14 protein-coding genes are annotated in these 12,565 nt (G+C 56.5%); 3 read left to right on the top strand and 11 right to left on the bottom strand.

Features of this window, described 5'->3' with window-relative positions:
- Nucleotides 1-189 precede the first annotated feature (189 nt).
- From sucD to AB1L30_RS19930, 3 genes are all read left to right on the top strand, one after another.
- Nucleotides 190-1,068, top strand: coding sequence for a succinate--CoA ligase subunit alpha (gene sucD, locus AB1L30_RS19940; protein WP_345089817.1), 879 nt, complete (start codon nucleotides 190-192; stop codon nucleotides 1,066-1,068).
- Nucleotides 1,069-1,557: 489 nt separating this feature from the next.
- Nucleotides 1,558-3,327 carry a phosphoenolpyruvate--protein phosphotransferase gene (ptsP, locus tag AB1L30_RS19935; RefSeq protein ID WP_367015316.1) on the top strand — a complete coding sequence of 590 codons (1,770 nt, stop codon included), beginning with the start codon at nucleotides 1,558-1,560 and terminating at the stop codon, nucleotides 3,325-3,327.
- 154 nt (nucleotides 3,328-3,481) lie between these two features.
- Nucleotides 3,482-3,697 carry a hypothetical protein gene (locus tag AB1L30_RS19930; RefSeq protein ID WP_367015314.1) on the top strand — a complete coding sequence of 72 codons (216 nt, stop codon included), beginning with the start codon at nucleotides 3,482-3,484 and terminating at the stop codon, nucleotides 3,695-3,697.
- 97 nt (nucleotides 3,698-3,794) lie between these two features.
- Here the strand turns inward: AB1L30_RS19930 and AB1L30_RS19925 are convergent, their stop codons facing one another.
- The 11 genes from AB1L30_RS19925 to AB1L30_RS19875 form a co-directional block, all read right to left on the bottom strand.
- Complete coding sequence (locus AB1L30_RS19925; protein ID WP_367015312.1) at nucleotides 3,795-4,397, bottom strand: hypothetical protein; 603 nt, start codon at nucleotides 4,395-4,397, stop codon at nucleotides 3,795-3,797.
- 133 nt (nucleotides 4,398-4,530) lie between these two features.
- The gene (locus tag AB1L30_RS19920) at nucleotides 4,531-5,160 is read right to left on the bottom strand and encodes a hypothetical protein (protein ID WP_367015310.1); all 630 of its coding nucleotides are present in this window, start codon (nucleotides 5,158-5,160) and stop codon (nucleotides 4,531-4,533) included.
- A 247-nt stretch (nucleotides 5,161-5,407) separates the two neighbouring features.
- The gene (locus AB1L30_RS19915; RefSeq protein WP_367015308.1) at nucleotides 5,408-5,722 is read right to left on the bottom strand and encodes a hypothetical protein; all 315 of its coding nucleotides are present in this window, start codon (nucleotides 5,720-5,722) and stop codon (nucleotides 5,408-5,410) included.
- 27 nt (nucleotides 5,723-5,749) lie between these two features.
- Nucleotides 5,750-6,187: a universal stress protein gene (locus AB1L30_RS19910; protein WP_367015306.1), complete on the bottom strand. Its 438-nt coding sequence runs from the start codon at nucleotides 6,185-6,187 to the stop codon at nucleotides 5,750-5,752.
- Nucleotides 6,188-6,279: 92 nt separating this feature from the next.
- Entirely contained in the window at nucleotides 6,280-6,720 is a 441-nt protein-coding gene (locus tag AB1L30_RS19905) for a hemerythrin domain-containing protein (RefSeq protein WP_367015304.1), read from the bottom strand.
- 47 nt (nucleotides 6,721-6,767) lie between these two features.
- Nucleotides 6,768-7,202, bottom strand: coding sequence for a universal stress protein (locus AB1L30_RS19900; protein ID WP_345089841.1), 435 nt, complete (start codon nucleotides 7,200-7,202; stop codon nucleotides 6,768-6,770).
- 336 nt (nucleotides 7,203-7,538) lie between these two features.
- Nucleotides 7,539-8,297, bottom strand: coding sequence for a VIT1/CCC1 transporter family protein (locus tag AB1L30_RS19895; RefSeq protein ID WP_367015302.1), 759 nt, complete (start codon nucleotides 8,295-8,297; stop codon nucleotides 7,539-7,541).
- Between the two features lie 65 nt (nucleotides 8,298-8,362).
- Complete coding sequence (locus tag AB1L30_RS19890; protein WP_367015300.1) at nucleotides 8,363-8,662, bottom strand: hypothetical protein; 300 nt, start codon at nucleotides 8,660-8,662, stop codon at nucleotides 8,363-8,365.
- A 58-nt stretch (nucleotides 8,663-8,720) separates the two neighbouring features.
- A complete protein-coding gene (locus AB1L30_RS19885; RefSeq protein ID WP_367015298.1) occupies nucleotides 8,721-9,914 on the bottom strand; it encodes a GNAT family N-acetyltransferase in 1,194 nt (397 codons plus the stop codon).
- Nucleotides 9,915-10,105: 191 nt separating this feature from the next.
- Nucleotides 10,106-10,792, bottom strand: coding sequence for a class I SAM-dependent methyltransferase (locus AB1L30_RS19880; protein ID WP_367015296.1), 687 nt, complete (start codon nucleotides 10,790-10,792; stop codon nucleotides 10,106-10,108).
- A 49-nt stretch (nucleotides 10,793-10,841) separates the two neighbouring features.
- On the bottom strand, nucleotides 10,842-12,119 hold the full coding sequence (locus tag AB1L30_RS19875) for a hypothetical protein (RefSeq protein ID WP_367015294.1): 1,278 nt from the start codon (nucleotides 12,117-12,119) through the stop codon (nucleotides 10,842-10,844).
- Nucleotides 12,120-12,565 lie beyond the last annotated feature (446 nt).

Here is a 12,565-nt window from a genome sequence, read left to right as displayed (position 1 = left end):
GCCCGATATAGGCCAGAGCCATGGGTAACGGATCAAGATTTCAAACTCGCAGGGGCCCAAGACCCAAACGCTTTGCCACTGCCCTCACCTTCGCTCCTTTTACCGGCGAGGGTACAGAGAAGAGAGACCGACACTGACTTCGCTCTCTTCCTTACTGAACATGGAAATCCGAACACTGAAAATAAAACCATGAGTATCCTCGTCAACAAAGACACCAAAGTCATTTGTCAGGGCATCACCGGTAAGGTCGGCGAGTTCCACACCAAGGGTTGCAAGGAATACGGCACCAAGATGGTCGGCGGTGTTACGCCGGGCAAAGCTGGTCAAACCGTCGAAGGCCTGCCGGTGTTCGACACCGTCGAGGAAGCGGTCAAAGAAACGGGTGCCAATGCCACGATGATCTTCGTGCCGCCACCGTTCACGGCCGATGCCATTCTAGAAGCGGTCGATGCCGGCATCGAAGTGATCTGTGCGATCACCGAAGGTGTGCCAGTTCTCGACATGGTTCCTGTCTACGAAACCGTGAAGAAGAGCAAGTCGGTCCTGATCGGCCCTAACTGCCCTGGCGTGATCACGCCGGAAGAATGCAAGATCGGCATCATGCCGGGCTACATTCACAAGAAGGGTCCTGTCGGCGTGATGAGCCGTAGCGGTACGTTGACCTACGAAGCTGTCTGGCAGCTCACCAACCTCGGCCTCGGCCAGTCGACCTGCGTCGGTCTGGGTGGTGACCCGATCGTGGGTACTTCGTTCATCGATCTGCTGGCCATGTTCCAGGCCGACGATGCCACCGAAGCGATCATGATGATGGGCGAAATCGGTGGTACCGCCGAAGAAGAAGCCGCGGCCTTCATCAAAGAAAACGTGACCAAGCCAGTTGCTGCCTTCATCGCGGGACGTACGGCCCCTCCAGGCAAGCGTATGGGGCACGCCGGTGCGATCATCAGTGGTGGTAAAGGAACCGCGGACGAAAAGTTCGCCGCCCTCCGAGCCGCTGGTGTCGAAATCGCCGAAAGCCCAGCCGACATGGGCACCGCACTGAAGCGTGCGATTGAGAACCACAAGTAAGCGAACCTTCGCCTACAAGTTCAAACGAAGAATGGTCACTGGAAGCAGTGGCCATTTTTTTTGCAGTTATGGGCTGCGAATGCTCACACTCAATCGTTGGGGGTGGCTCTCCGCAACGAAACTCAGCACCCCGAAGGAAAGCCGCAGCGGCGACTGACACGTTTGCGTAGTACGTTTGTCGGGGCATCCGTCGCAGAGTGTTTGCCACGGGAAAAATTCGTTTAAACCGAATTAAATGCCCGCGCAATCACGCCAATTCGCATGGCCACGCCCCAATGGGATGTGACACAATGTCACACAACTCATATGAGGATGGATGCGTAATAGATAGTAGGATTCGTGCGCATCTACGGGTTCAGTAGCGGACTGGACTCCATTATCGACCGTTTAGCTGCGGTGAAGCCGCACCTGAAGGTCTCGACTGCTATAATGCGTGATTAGGCGGACCTTCCCTCGGGCTTTACCAATAGAGAGACCATCGTGTCGGGAATGGAAAAAGGACTAGCAGTATCCCCGGGCATCTCGATCGGGGTGGCGTACTGCATTCTTGAGATCTTCGTGAATCCCGATCGCAAGCGATTGGAGAAGCACGAAGTTCAGAAAGAGCTTGCGCGCTACGAACAAGCCCGCGAACGAACGGCGGTCGATCTTGCTGCGTTGCAGGCCAAGGTCGAAAAACAGATCGGGAAGAACGAGGCGGCGATCTTCGCCGTCCACCAGGCAATTCTTCGCGACCCTGCGTTTACCAACAAGGTTCGTCACTGGATCGTTCAAGAACACGTGACGGCATCGGCCTCGCTGCATCGCTTGATGGAAGAGTACTCCGCGATGTTCGCCAAGATGGGGGACGAGTATCTTCAGGAACGGCTGAACGATATTCGCGACGTGGTCGTGCGTTTGAGTGCCTACCTTTCCGACGTCCTCAACGATGCCGAAGAGTCCGGGCTGAGTGGTCCGCTGATTGTCGTCGCCGATGAACTGTTGCCATCGCAAGCGGTTGCTCTGGGCGAAGCCGACGTGCGCGGCATCGTCACCCAAGCCGGAAGCCAGACCAGTCACGCGGCGTTGATCGCGCGTAGTCGTGGTATCCCGGCGGTCAGTGGTGTTTCGGGGATCCTTCGCAAGGTGAAGACGGGCGACACGATCGTCGTCAACGGCAGCGAAGGGGTTGTCTCGATCAACCCGGAAGCGGAAGAACTAGCCGCTTATCGCAAGCTCGAACGCGAGTTCTTCCATCTTAAAGATCAGCTCGCCGCCAATCGCCATCACCCTGCCGTGACCCGCGATGGCACGCCGCTCAAGTTGCTGGCCAACATCAACAACGTGAAAGATGTCGAAGCGGCCGAAGCGATGGGGGCTTGGGGTGTCGGTTTGTACCGCACCGAATACTTGTACCTGACGCACGACAATGTGCCGGACGAGGACGAACAGTTCGAGGTCTATCGCGAGATCTTGACCAAGTCACCCCATCATTACGTCACGATTCGCACGCTTGATATTGGCGGCGATAAGACGGTCGCCTACCTTGGACACAATCACAATGAAGCGAACCCATTCATGGGGTGGCGCAGCATTCGATTGTCGTTCGAGCATCCCGAGTTCTTCCTTTCGCAGTTGCGGGCCATCATGCGATGCGCAGCGGAACTGGACGAGGATGGCGAGGGAGAAGTGAACATGCTTTTCCCGATGGTCACCAATGTCGAGGAAATGCGGAAAGCGAATCACCTGGTGCGCAAGGCGGAGAAGTCACTCGACGAGCGCGGCGTGCCACGTGGCAAGGTGAAGATTGGCATGATGCTGGAAGTGCCGGCCGCCGCAGTTTGCATCCATCATCTGTTGGAACTGGTCGACTTCGTTTCGATCGGATCGAACGACCTGGTGCAGTACCTGACCGCTGCCGACCGCGATAACCCCAAGGTCAGCGGATTGTGCCAGCCACTTTCGCCCGCCGTGGTGATGACGCTGAAGCACGTGATCGAAGCTTGCAACACGGCTAACAAGCCGGTCACACTCTGCGGCGAGATGGCAGGCCAGCCACGCGCCTTTCTGCTGCTGCTGGGCATGGGCCTGCGATCGTTCAGCATGAGCCCCGCCTTTATCCCCACCATCAAGGAGTTAGCAATCCTAACGACAGTCGAACACGCCGAAAGGGTGGTCGAGAAGGTGATGGAGATGAAGACAACCAACCAGGTGAAGCGTTTCTTACGCATGGAATTGGAAGCTATCTCACCAGACATTGCCCGTTTAGACACCGAATAGGTGGTTTTGGGTGGTTTGGTATCGTGTTTGCTGATTGGGTGGTCTAGCGTGTCTGGCGATTTCTGGGAAATTGCAGAGGACCCACCGGCATAGCGCGATTGTAAAGCTATACTTTCGCGTCCTTCGACAAGATAGCTAGAGATAGAAAGGTTTCATGATGGTTCCTTCCAACCGTAAAAGCATTGTCTGCAGCATGGCTATGGTGGCCGCTTTGTGGTTTGGTTTTCAAGCAAATTCAGTCAACGGTATGAACCGTGTCGAATACCGCACGCAAGTTCGCTCGATGCCGTTGCTCGAACGTCCAAACCGCCCCGGACATTTCTATGGCAATAACGTCCGCCGCGTTCACCACTGGCGTCATGGCCGCTAATCGCGAGCCTACCCAGACTGCCGCGTGAATCAATGAAGAGGGCTCCATGAGACAACATGGAGCCCTCTTATGCGTTCTTGGCTTCTGCTTTGGCGCCTTAGAACTGGCGAGGATTGCCTCGCACCCGGATCACTTCCCCTGGCGAACTCACCACCGGGGCCGTGACCGAATCGACCGTCGTGCGCGAGTAAGACCACGATGGTCGCTCTGGGTGCAGCACGCGCAGCGGAATTTGTGGTTGCACCGGAACGGCCGCAAAATCGGGATGACGCCCGAAGTATGGATCGAGCAGGTCGTATCCGTATAGATCGAGGTAAGCCTGATCGAAGGCGGTCTGCACGTTCCGCCATTCTTGCATGCGTGGATTGCCCTGCTGCCAATCCGAGGCGGAATTGATCGTATATTCGACCACCTTGTAGCGGCGGATCACTGGATCAAACGCATGTTGCAGGGCGTAATAACTCCCCTGCCGCTGGGCGAGTTGCGTAAACTTTTGCGACTCGTTAGCCAGATCTTTCAGGGCCGCGTTGAGCGTTTCCATGTTGGTATCGTGCGAGGCGAGCTTCTTGACCGCGTGCTCGAGTGCCAAGGCATCGGCGCTCATGTTACCCCGGCGGATAAACACATTCTGGGCGGAAAGATCGGCCGCAAGCAGTCCGACAGCCACGATTGTGGCGAGTGGTAGAGTAATGTGACGCATTCAATTTCCTTCCGGCAACATGGCCTTCGCTCGAGTTCTTCTTGCATTCTAGGAGCGATTTCAATCGAGTGCCAAGAAAAAAGAAAAGCGTGCGATAGGCGATCGCACGCTTTCCCGTCGAGTACACCCTCGACTATTTCATGGCAGCCTTCAGGATGTGTGCCCAGCCGGGAGCATTGCCTCCGACGTGAACCTGAACTTTGCCGTTCTTCACTCCGAATTGGACCCCCTGCTTAGGCTGGTAGTAGCCTGGGCCGTGACCGTGGTGCCCATGTCCGTGGCCATGACCTGGTGCGACTGGGATCACGCAGTGGTACTGGATGAAGCCGCAGTGGTTTTCGTACAGGTCGAAGTAGACTCGGTCGAACGAACGCTCGACGTCAGCCCATGCACTGAGGATATGATCGTCGCCGTGATGATGGTGGAAGCGGTGCCACAAGGTGCGAAGTTCTCGCTGCACGTGACGCATTTCGTCGGAGACTTCCCGGAAGTCTGCTTTCAGGTGGCTCAAGCTGCCGTAACGCTGAGCCGTTTCGCAGAAGTGATCGACTTCGCGAAGCAAAGCCTTGGCCTCGAAGGCCAGCGGACCGAACGACTTGTGATGGCGTACTTCGCGGTACAAGTCTTCGACGTCGTGATGCAGATGTTCGATGTCATTCACCAGGCGGCCGCGATGAACAAAGTGATCCGCCTGAGCGGTCGAAGTCATCGAAACCAAAGCCACCGACAGAACACCGCTCCAAACCAAAGTTTTCAGCAACATCTCTTTCTCCCCCAAAATTCAATTCAGATTAAAAGCTCGTTTATGTTTCCCGTTGCCACCGTTGATTCGCTGGCAACGCTAGTACTAAAGGCAGCAGGGGTGCCAAAACGAACGTGAATTGAGGAGATGATCACGCAAGTGATTGGGGTGCAAGAGCTTGCGGAATATTCAGAAAATGCGGCAGGGGCAAGAGATTTGTGCCAGCAGCTCGTTTGTTATCAGAGTGACAACGTGTTGTCTCAAGATCTCAAGCCAGATCTCGTGTGACCCAGCTTAAAAGGCCCCCAACAATCGTTGCCATGCCGAGGGGAATGCCGAATTCGCCCAGCAGGTCAGATGAAACGCCTGGGCGAGAGAGCAGATGGGTGTAGTTTTGCCAGAGCGGGACCGACCGAATGCCGGTCTCGGTCTGGATGTCGACCTGGAAGAAGCACAGCAGGCCGACATAAGACACGCCGAAGCCTGCCCAGAACCAGAGCCAGCGATGGGTTCGCTGGCGTGGCGAACCCTCGCTGGAAGAATCGAACGGGCTAGAGCGGTTTTCATCCGCCGAGTCGTTCATGGCTCACTCGAACGTCGATTCTCTGATTTACTTGCGGGGCTTCTTCAGCACGATCACCGGGCAGTTGGCCAGGCGAACAACACGATCGGCAACCGAACCGACCAGCACGCGCATGATCGACGAGCGACCGTGCGATGGAATCAAGATCGCGTTGGCCTTCAGTTCGTCGGCGAAGTGACAGATCTGTTCGCCAGGATCGCCGAAGGCAACCGAGATCTTCAGGTCCTTGTACTTCTCGTCGGCCAGGCTTTTGCGGATCGACGTCGTCGCGTGATGCGTCCGGGTATTCTCGTCGACCGTGTGCCAGACCTCGCCAGGTTCGGCTGGAGAAAGTTCGCCGAGGACATGAATCAGGTGAACCCCTTCACTGCCACCCAGCATGGAAATTGCCATGTCGACGGCTCCCTTGGCATCTTCCGAGAAGTCGTAAGGAACCACAACCGGAGGTTTCGTAATCCAAGACATTGGCAATCTCCTTTGCTAACTCTCGTCAGGCAGTCTCTTATGGGGCATCGCGTCCTATGTTAGCGAACGACAACTGGGCATAACAGCCAGGGCTATTCTTCGCTCAGTTCCAGCCCGCGACGGACGAACGCTTTCTCTTCGTCCTCGTGCTCCTTCATTGCCGTGACGAACTTGTCAAACTGTTCTTTCCAGTTTTCGCTGATTTTGTCTGCCTCCAGGGTATCGATCAGCGAGTCGATTTGTTGCATCAAGTTTCGATGCGTCGTTTCCATCTGGCGAGTCGCCGGGCACATATGCGGATGCTGGGCACAGATCTCGTCGAAGCATCCTTCTTCTTCTTCCTGAAAGTGCTTGGTCATCAACTCGTGGAGTTGCACCAGACGCAAGGAAAGTTGAGGTGTGGTCAGCCCCTTGGTTGGGCCGCGAAGGCTTCGTTGCAGATCGTGGATCGCACAATCGAGTCCTTCATGTTCAAAAGCGAAATGCAGGTAGAAGGATTTGTTTCCTCCCGTGAGATAAGTGTTGTCGGACATCGCACACCTCCTTCCCTTTTCAGGGATGTTCAAGATGGGGTAAGGAATCAGGTGGAGTCAGGCGGCTGCTTGAACGTCAGCACGGGACACTTGGCATGACGTACGATCGATTCCGCCGTACTTCCAATCAACATATGTAGCAGGCCCGTTCGGCCGTGCGTTCCTAGAACAATGAGGTCCACATTCTCTTCCGCTGCCAGACGGCAAATCGCGGTCGAGGGATCGCCAGTGACCAGCCGGTATTCGACCGGAACCTCGGGCGAGCTCGGTTTGATTTCGTGGAGCATGCGTTTCAGATCGTCCGGAGACGGATCGAGCATGCCGTAATACATTTCGCCGGTGCCGTAGACCGTGGGCGGTTCTTCGACGTGGGCGATGATGATCGTTCCGCCACTATCACGTGCCAGTGCGGTTGCCAGGTGCATCGCCGCATCGCCGCAGTGGGAAAAGTCGGTCGGAAAGAGAATTCGTTGAAAGTTCATGGCGCGACTCCTTCTCCATGGGTGTGTCGGTTTGAGCTTCTCTCAAACCTTCAGCTCTCTGTTATTTGTTACGAATTTCACAAGAGCGGAGTTCTCAAGAATCGATGCAAAACGCAGCGGAAATTCGTCTCGAATCAAGCTTACCTTGGGGCGAGAGAGGCGACCCGGATAACCGGAACTGGGAAGAGGCGGAGGGGGTGTCGTCGCACTGCATTCCAAGGCGAAGTGTTAACTTCTATTCTCCACCTTCGGGCCTGCCGGGGCAAACGTTTCTCGCCCATTTCCCAGGGGCATGCGCGGGAAAGGAGTGACAGCATCCTACCCGTCCGACTGGGGTTACGTTTGCAGGAATCGATCCAGCAAAACCCCCACTCCAAAGGCAATCGCTGCTGCCGAGCCGCCGGTGATCACCGTTTCAGAAACGGAGGACGCGATGCCTTCCTGAACGACCTTGGCGCGGAAGATACCAATCAGCACAAACGCCAGGCCCGTTAAGAGGGCGCTGGTAAGAAAGATGTGCGAAGGATCGAATCCTAAATGCGCAAATGGTAGAGGGATCAACGGAATCGAACCGGCAAGGACGAATCCGCTGAAGGTCACCAGACCCGACTTCCAGGGCGTGGGTGGCTGCAGACGTAAGCCCCATTCTTCAACCAGCATCGTATCGACCCAGCGATGTTGATCCTGGCAGATGGTCTCGACAACTTGTTCGAGCAGTTCTCCCTCGAACCCTTTGGCAGCGAAGATCTGGCGGATCTCTTCCCGCTCGCGATCAGGCAGCTTCTGGATGTGAAGGTTCTCGAGCCAACGATACTTTTGCAGTTGCATCTGATCGCTGCGTGCTTTCAGGTAGTTGCTGATCGCCATGCTGAAACCATCGGCCAGCAGATTCGCGATCCCCAGAATGATGGCGACCGTCACACCGAAGTTGGCTCCGGCAGTTCCGGCAACAATCGCGAAGGTAGTCACAGCTCCATCGACGCCCCCCAGGACAAAGTCGCCTGCGAATCCATCCACGCCAGGGCCAGCAATGTGTGCGGCAATCGCTTCGTCGGTATGCTGCTCGGCGAGCTCTTGGGGGGTGGGTTTCATCATCGGACGGCCTGGCGGAAAGGTGTGGCTGGGCAGACCTCAGTATACGATCGATCGGGCCGTCGAGGTTATCGCTTGTTGGCGATCAGCATGCCGCCATGCACGGATAGGACCGCACCGGCACTTAAAGCTGCCCAGGCAACCCAGCCGGGTGGCGTGATCGTTTCGCGAACGCCGGTATTCGAGTTCACCATGAAATGATTGATCGCACCGCGAGCGGTCTCAGGCCCTGGTCCCACATTGTGAGCCAGGAACTTGGTGGCAGACGGCGTGAGCTGATACGATTCAACGGCATACATTTGACCGCCAGCGAGAAGTAAGATCACGCCAGCGTAAATGAAATGAATCGCCCAGGCCTTATGATTCATGAACGACACCTCGAGAAAAAAGAGCTAGCAACGTTGCCCTGCTCCTTTCATCGAGTTGTTAGTCGTGGTCCGATGAACCGGAGGCAGGTTGTGCCGATTTTGCCGGGCGATGAAGAACTCGCTTGGCATGTTGCTTGGCCAGATCGACCATCGAGCGGAATCGATAGCGGGCCTGAGCTCGGAACTTCGGTGGGACCAGTTCGACATTGATCATCGCGACTGGCTGGCCACGCCAGTGACTCTTATAGCCTTCGTCGCCACGGAGGAAGTCGAAATTGGTGCGGCCTGATTCAATGGCATAGCGTATCGCCGCCGTCACGCCGAGCCAACCTGGACGTGCGTGTTCGCAGTCGATGGCCATGCCCGAGCAGTAATGGAGGTAGTTCTCGCCTTCCATCAAGTCGAGTTCCGCCGCGACGGGCTTCCCTTCGAGCTCGATCCACTGCAGACGAAGTTGCCCCGCTTTCAGGTGTTCGATTGCGGCCTGCTTCAAGAAGTCATGAAACCGCGTCGAGGCAAAGCAGCCAGCTTGACCGAGCTGATTGCGACGGTGCTGATGCAGGTCGACCAGGATCGCGAACCCTTTGTCGAGCGTCGTTTCGTCGGCAACTTGGATCTTGGCGACGCCGGTATCGAACTGATTTCGCCACAGTTGGCGTACGCGGTTGCGTCTCGATTTGGAAAGCTGCGAGAGCCATCCTTCCCACTGGGTGGGTAGTTCCAAACGATACCCTTCGAGGCATTCGCGTTGGCTGACATCGAACTGATGCGATTGCATGGCCGCGACGAACTGACGCATCACGGCGTCGTCCGCTTCGATCCCTTCGAGGTAGAATCGGTCGATGCCGAGCATCGCCTCTTCCACGAAGTTCGAGACCGCGCGTACGACGGTCGTTTCTTCGCCAGGCTTGGCCAAAATCGAAAGGTAGTCGCTACAGACTTCGCCGGAGCCAAGGAACTGGATCTCGTTTCCGCCCCACCAGGTTTGGCGGCGATACCACGGGGCGAGGCCAATCAGCCAGCCATCGGGATCGCGGACGGTGACGATGTGCAGTTGATCGCCAGGCTGGCGGAAATGATCCCACCAACTCAGCAGCCAGCGTGGTCCCAGAAACAGGCGCGCTCCGGCAAGGCGTTCCCATTCGATCAGCAGAGATGAAGAGCGATCGATATCGGAAACGACAACGGTGTTGGCCAGAGGCTCTCCGCTCGTCAGCGACATCGCGTCGCTCGACGGGCAATCGGTAGACATAACAATTTCAATCGACTGAAGATGGAGCGTGACCCTCCCGATGTTCCTCCAGGAACATCACCCAGGTTGGATCACGTAACCACGCACTACGAAATTTATCGTAGGTGGGCGTAAGCCCAGACGTGGGAGGCAACTCGCTAGAATTGCCACAACATTTGCCAGTCGATTGGTCAAGTTGCCGGATGTAGTGGTTATGCCGGCTTTCGTGCCGCCCAGGTCCAATGACGGTCAGTCGTCTGCTGGACCGTTTCCGGATCGAATCCAAGGGCTGAAACCAGGCCTCGAATTTCGTCCAACGAGAGGGCCGCGTGCAGCGAATCGGCGAACATCTTCTTGGCCGAATCGGTCTCACCGCCGCAATAGGTTTCGACCAGGTGCTGCAACTGCTCGTCGGTTTCTGGCCGCAATAGATCGCGGAAGAAAAGCCATCCGCCAGGGACAACCACACGAACGCTCTCGGCGAGGGCGGCTTGCGGTTCCGGGATATGGTGGACGATGCTGTTGGACATCACACCGGTGAAGAACTCGTCTTCGTAGTCGATCTGCTTAGCGTCGAGCTTCACCAACTGCACGCGATCGGTGACGCAGGCAATGTCGATGTTGATCTTCGCCACGTCCAGCATTGCGATCGAGGCATCGGCCCCCATGATTCGGCACTGCGGAATGCGGTCGGCCAGGACGATCGGAATGCGAGCGGTACCGGTGCCCAGATCGAGGATGTCGATCATCTCGGCCGCCTCGGGATCAGGCGTCACTCCCAGGTAAGTCAGCAGATCGGTCACGAACGCTTCGTTGACCGTTTCGTGGTCCATGTCGTCGTAGTCCATGGCCTCTTGTGGCGAGTCCATGTATTCAGGTTCGAGAATGCGCTCGAGCATGGGAGGTGGCTTTCCGTGTGGGAAGTAGGTGCGAAACTCGCAGGATCGCTTAGGCTGATTCGTGTTCCGGATGCTCTGGCGGGCTCGATTCTTTCGCTAGGGCCGCACACACCATCAGAACGACCGCCATGCACAAGTAGGCCCCCATCATATACATAGGTCCCTGACCGGCGGCGGAAACTGGCATGTCAGGGACATCCCAGCCCAGTACCAGTTTACCACTGGGAAACGGTGAGTGAATGAGCCCGAAGAGGCTGAAGATCGCACACACCCCGGCAAAGGCTGCCGCCATCATCAATCGACGATCGATGATGTACGCCAGAATCGCGGCCCACAGCATAGCGGTCAGCACGAACCCGCCAGATAGGGTCCGCAGGGTTTGCATCTTCACCGCGGTTTCCGATGGATGCGAATGGCCATGTTCGTCGGGAGCAGACTGGATATCACCCTGGCTGTAGTCGAACAGCTTGTCCGATAACGCCGTCATCTGCTTCGCCCCTTCGTCGTCGAGATGACCTGCTTCGACCATCGCGGAGATCTGTCCTTTCATCTCGAACGACATGCTGGTGTATTGGCCTTGAAGGTCCCCCATGAAGATCAGCACCATCGCCGCGAGGGCCGGAATACAAGCAATCGAAACCGCCGGGTAATGCCGTCGGGGCGTCGCCAGGAAGCTTTGCGAAGTGATCTCGAGCCCGATGAAAACGAGGATCGGAAAGACAGTCGGCTTGGGGATCGCCCAGTAGAGATACCCGAAGTAGCCGAGCACCCCTGCCCCGCCGACAAAAAAGGCGGTCGCCAGCGTAAAAGCGGCCCGGCCCCCCATCGCTTTGTAAGCAGGATGCCCGATGTAAGGTGTCGTTTGAATCACGCCCCCGCACAAGCCGGCGATCAGCGTCGCCAACGCTTCAACGCCAACGATGTGATTGGTGTTGTACTCATCGCCGGATGCCGCAGCGCTTTCGACACAGTCGATCCCGCCGATCACCGTGCCCAAGGCAAACGGAAGGACGATCGGCAAATAAGCGGCAGCTTCCATAAAGGAAGTCCAGTTGAGCCATCGGAAGTGAAACGCCGAGAGCCAGCCGGTCGGCATCAAGGCATCTTCCGGACGAAAATTCATCCCTTCCGGGGTCGCCCCAAGCATGCCCAGGCCATACATCACGTAATAGATGGTTCCGGAAACGGCCAGCGCGGCGAACGCTCCGGGGATGTTCCAAGGCAAATGAATCCGGGCAACCAAGGTCACCAGAATGATCGACAGGGCCGTCATGCCGACCAGCGGAAAGTGCATCGCCTCGACAAACGGGAGGAAGCTAATCAGCACCAATGCAATCGCGGCTAGCGATCCTAGCAAGCCAGCGCGAGGAATGATGCTACGAATGGAGCCCGCGCAGAAAGAACAGCCGACTTTGAAAATTCCGGACATAACAATGGACCAAATGCCAATGTGCCACGTACGGATAGCAGCCTCTTCTGCTGTCAGTTGTAAATCCTGGATTCCAAACAGGAACGACGGCCCCAAAACGAAAAAGACCATGCCGAATGTGCTCGGGGTATCAAGCCCTAAAGGCATGGCAGTTATGTCGTTACGACGACTTTTCTTAGCCAGGGACAGGGCCATCCAGAAGAATATCAGGTCCCCTACAAGCACGCCCATGGCCGTTCCCGGAACCATGTGTTCAATCGCGAACGTTGTAGGAAAGTTAAAGACTGTTGCTAGCAATCCGATTGTTAGCAATAGGTCGGCGATATTATCTAACATCAAGCCAA

Source organism: Bremerella sp. JC817 (genome assembly GCF_040718835.1).
GTDB lineage: Bacteria > Planctomycetota > Planctomycetia > Pirellulales > Pirellulaceae > Bremerella.
The sequence above is the reverse complement of the archived record's forward strand: the minus strand, read 5'-3'. Positions and strand labels throughout refer to the sequence as shown.

Coding starts and splice junctions, on each gene's coding strand:
- ptsP (WP_367015316.1), top strand. CDS start 1,558: ATGGAAAAAGGACTAGCAGTATCCCCGGGCATCTCGATCGGGGTGGCG.
- AB1L30_RS19885 (WP_367015298.1), bottom strand. CDS start 9,914: ATGTCTACCGATTGCCCGTCGAGCGACGCGATGTCGCTGACGAGCGGA.
- AB1L30_RS19925 (WP_367015312.1), bottom strand. CDS start 4,397: ATGCGTCACATTACTCTACCACTCGCCACAATCGTGGCTGTCGGACTG.
- AB1L30_RS19920 (WP_367015310.1), bottom strand. CDS start 5,160: ATGTTGCTGAAAACTTTGGTTTGGAGCGGTGTTCTGTCGGTGGCTTTG.
- AB1L30_RS19910 (WP_367015306.1), bottom strand. CDS start 6,187: ATGTCTTGGATTACGAAACCTCCGGTTGTGGTTCCTTACGACTTCTCG.
- AB1L30_RS19880 (WP_367015296.1), bottom strand. CDS start 10,792: ATGCTCGAGCGCATTCTCGAACCTGAATACATGGACTCGCCACAAGAG.
- AB1L30_RS19930 (WP_367015314.1), top strand. CDS start 3,482: ATGATGGTTCCTTCCAACCGTAAAAGCATTGTCTGCAGCATGGCTATG.
- AB1L30_RS19915 (WP_367015308.1), bottom strand. CDS start 5,722: ATGAACGACTCGGCGGATGAAAACCGCTCTAGCCCGTTCGATTCTTCC.
- AB1L30_RS19900 (WP_345089841.1), bottom strand. CDS start 7,202: ATGAACTTTCAACGAATTCTCTTTCCGACCGACTTTTCCCACTGCGGC.
- AB1L30_RS19895 (WP_367015302.1), bottom strand. CDS start 8,297: ATGATGAAACCCACCCCCCAAGAGCTCGCCGAGCAGCATACCGACGAA.
- AB1L30_RS19905 (WP_367015304.1), bottom strand. CDS start 6,720: ATGTCCGACAACACTTATCTCACGGGAGGAAACAAATCCTTCTACCTG.
- AB1L30_RS19890 (WP_367015300.1), bottom strand. CDS start 8,662: ATGAATCATAAGGCCTGGGCGATTCATTTCATTTACGCTGGCGTGATC.
- sucD (WP_345089817.1), top strand. CDS start 190: ATGAGTATCCTCGTCAACAAAGACACCAAAGTCATTTGTCAGGGCATC.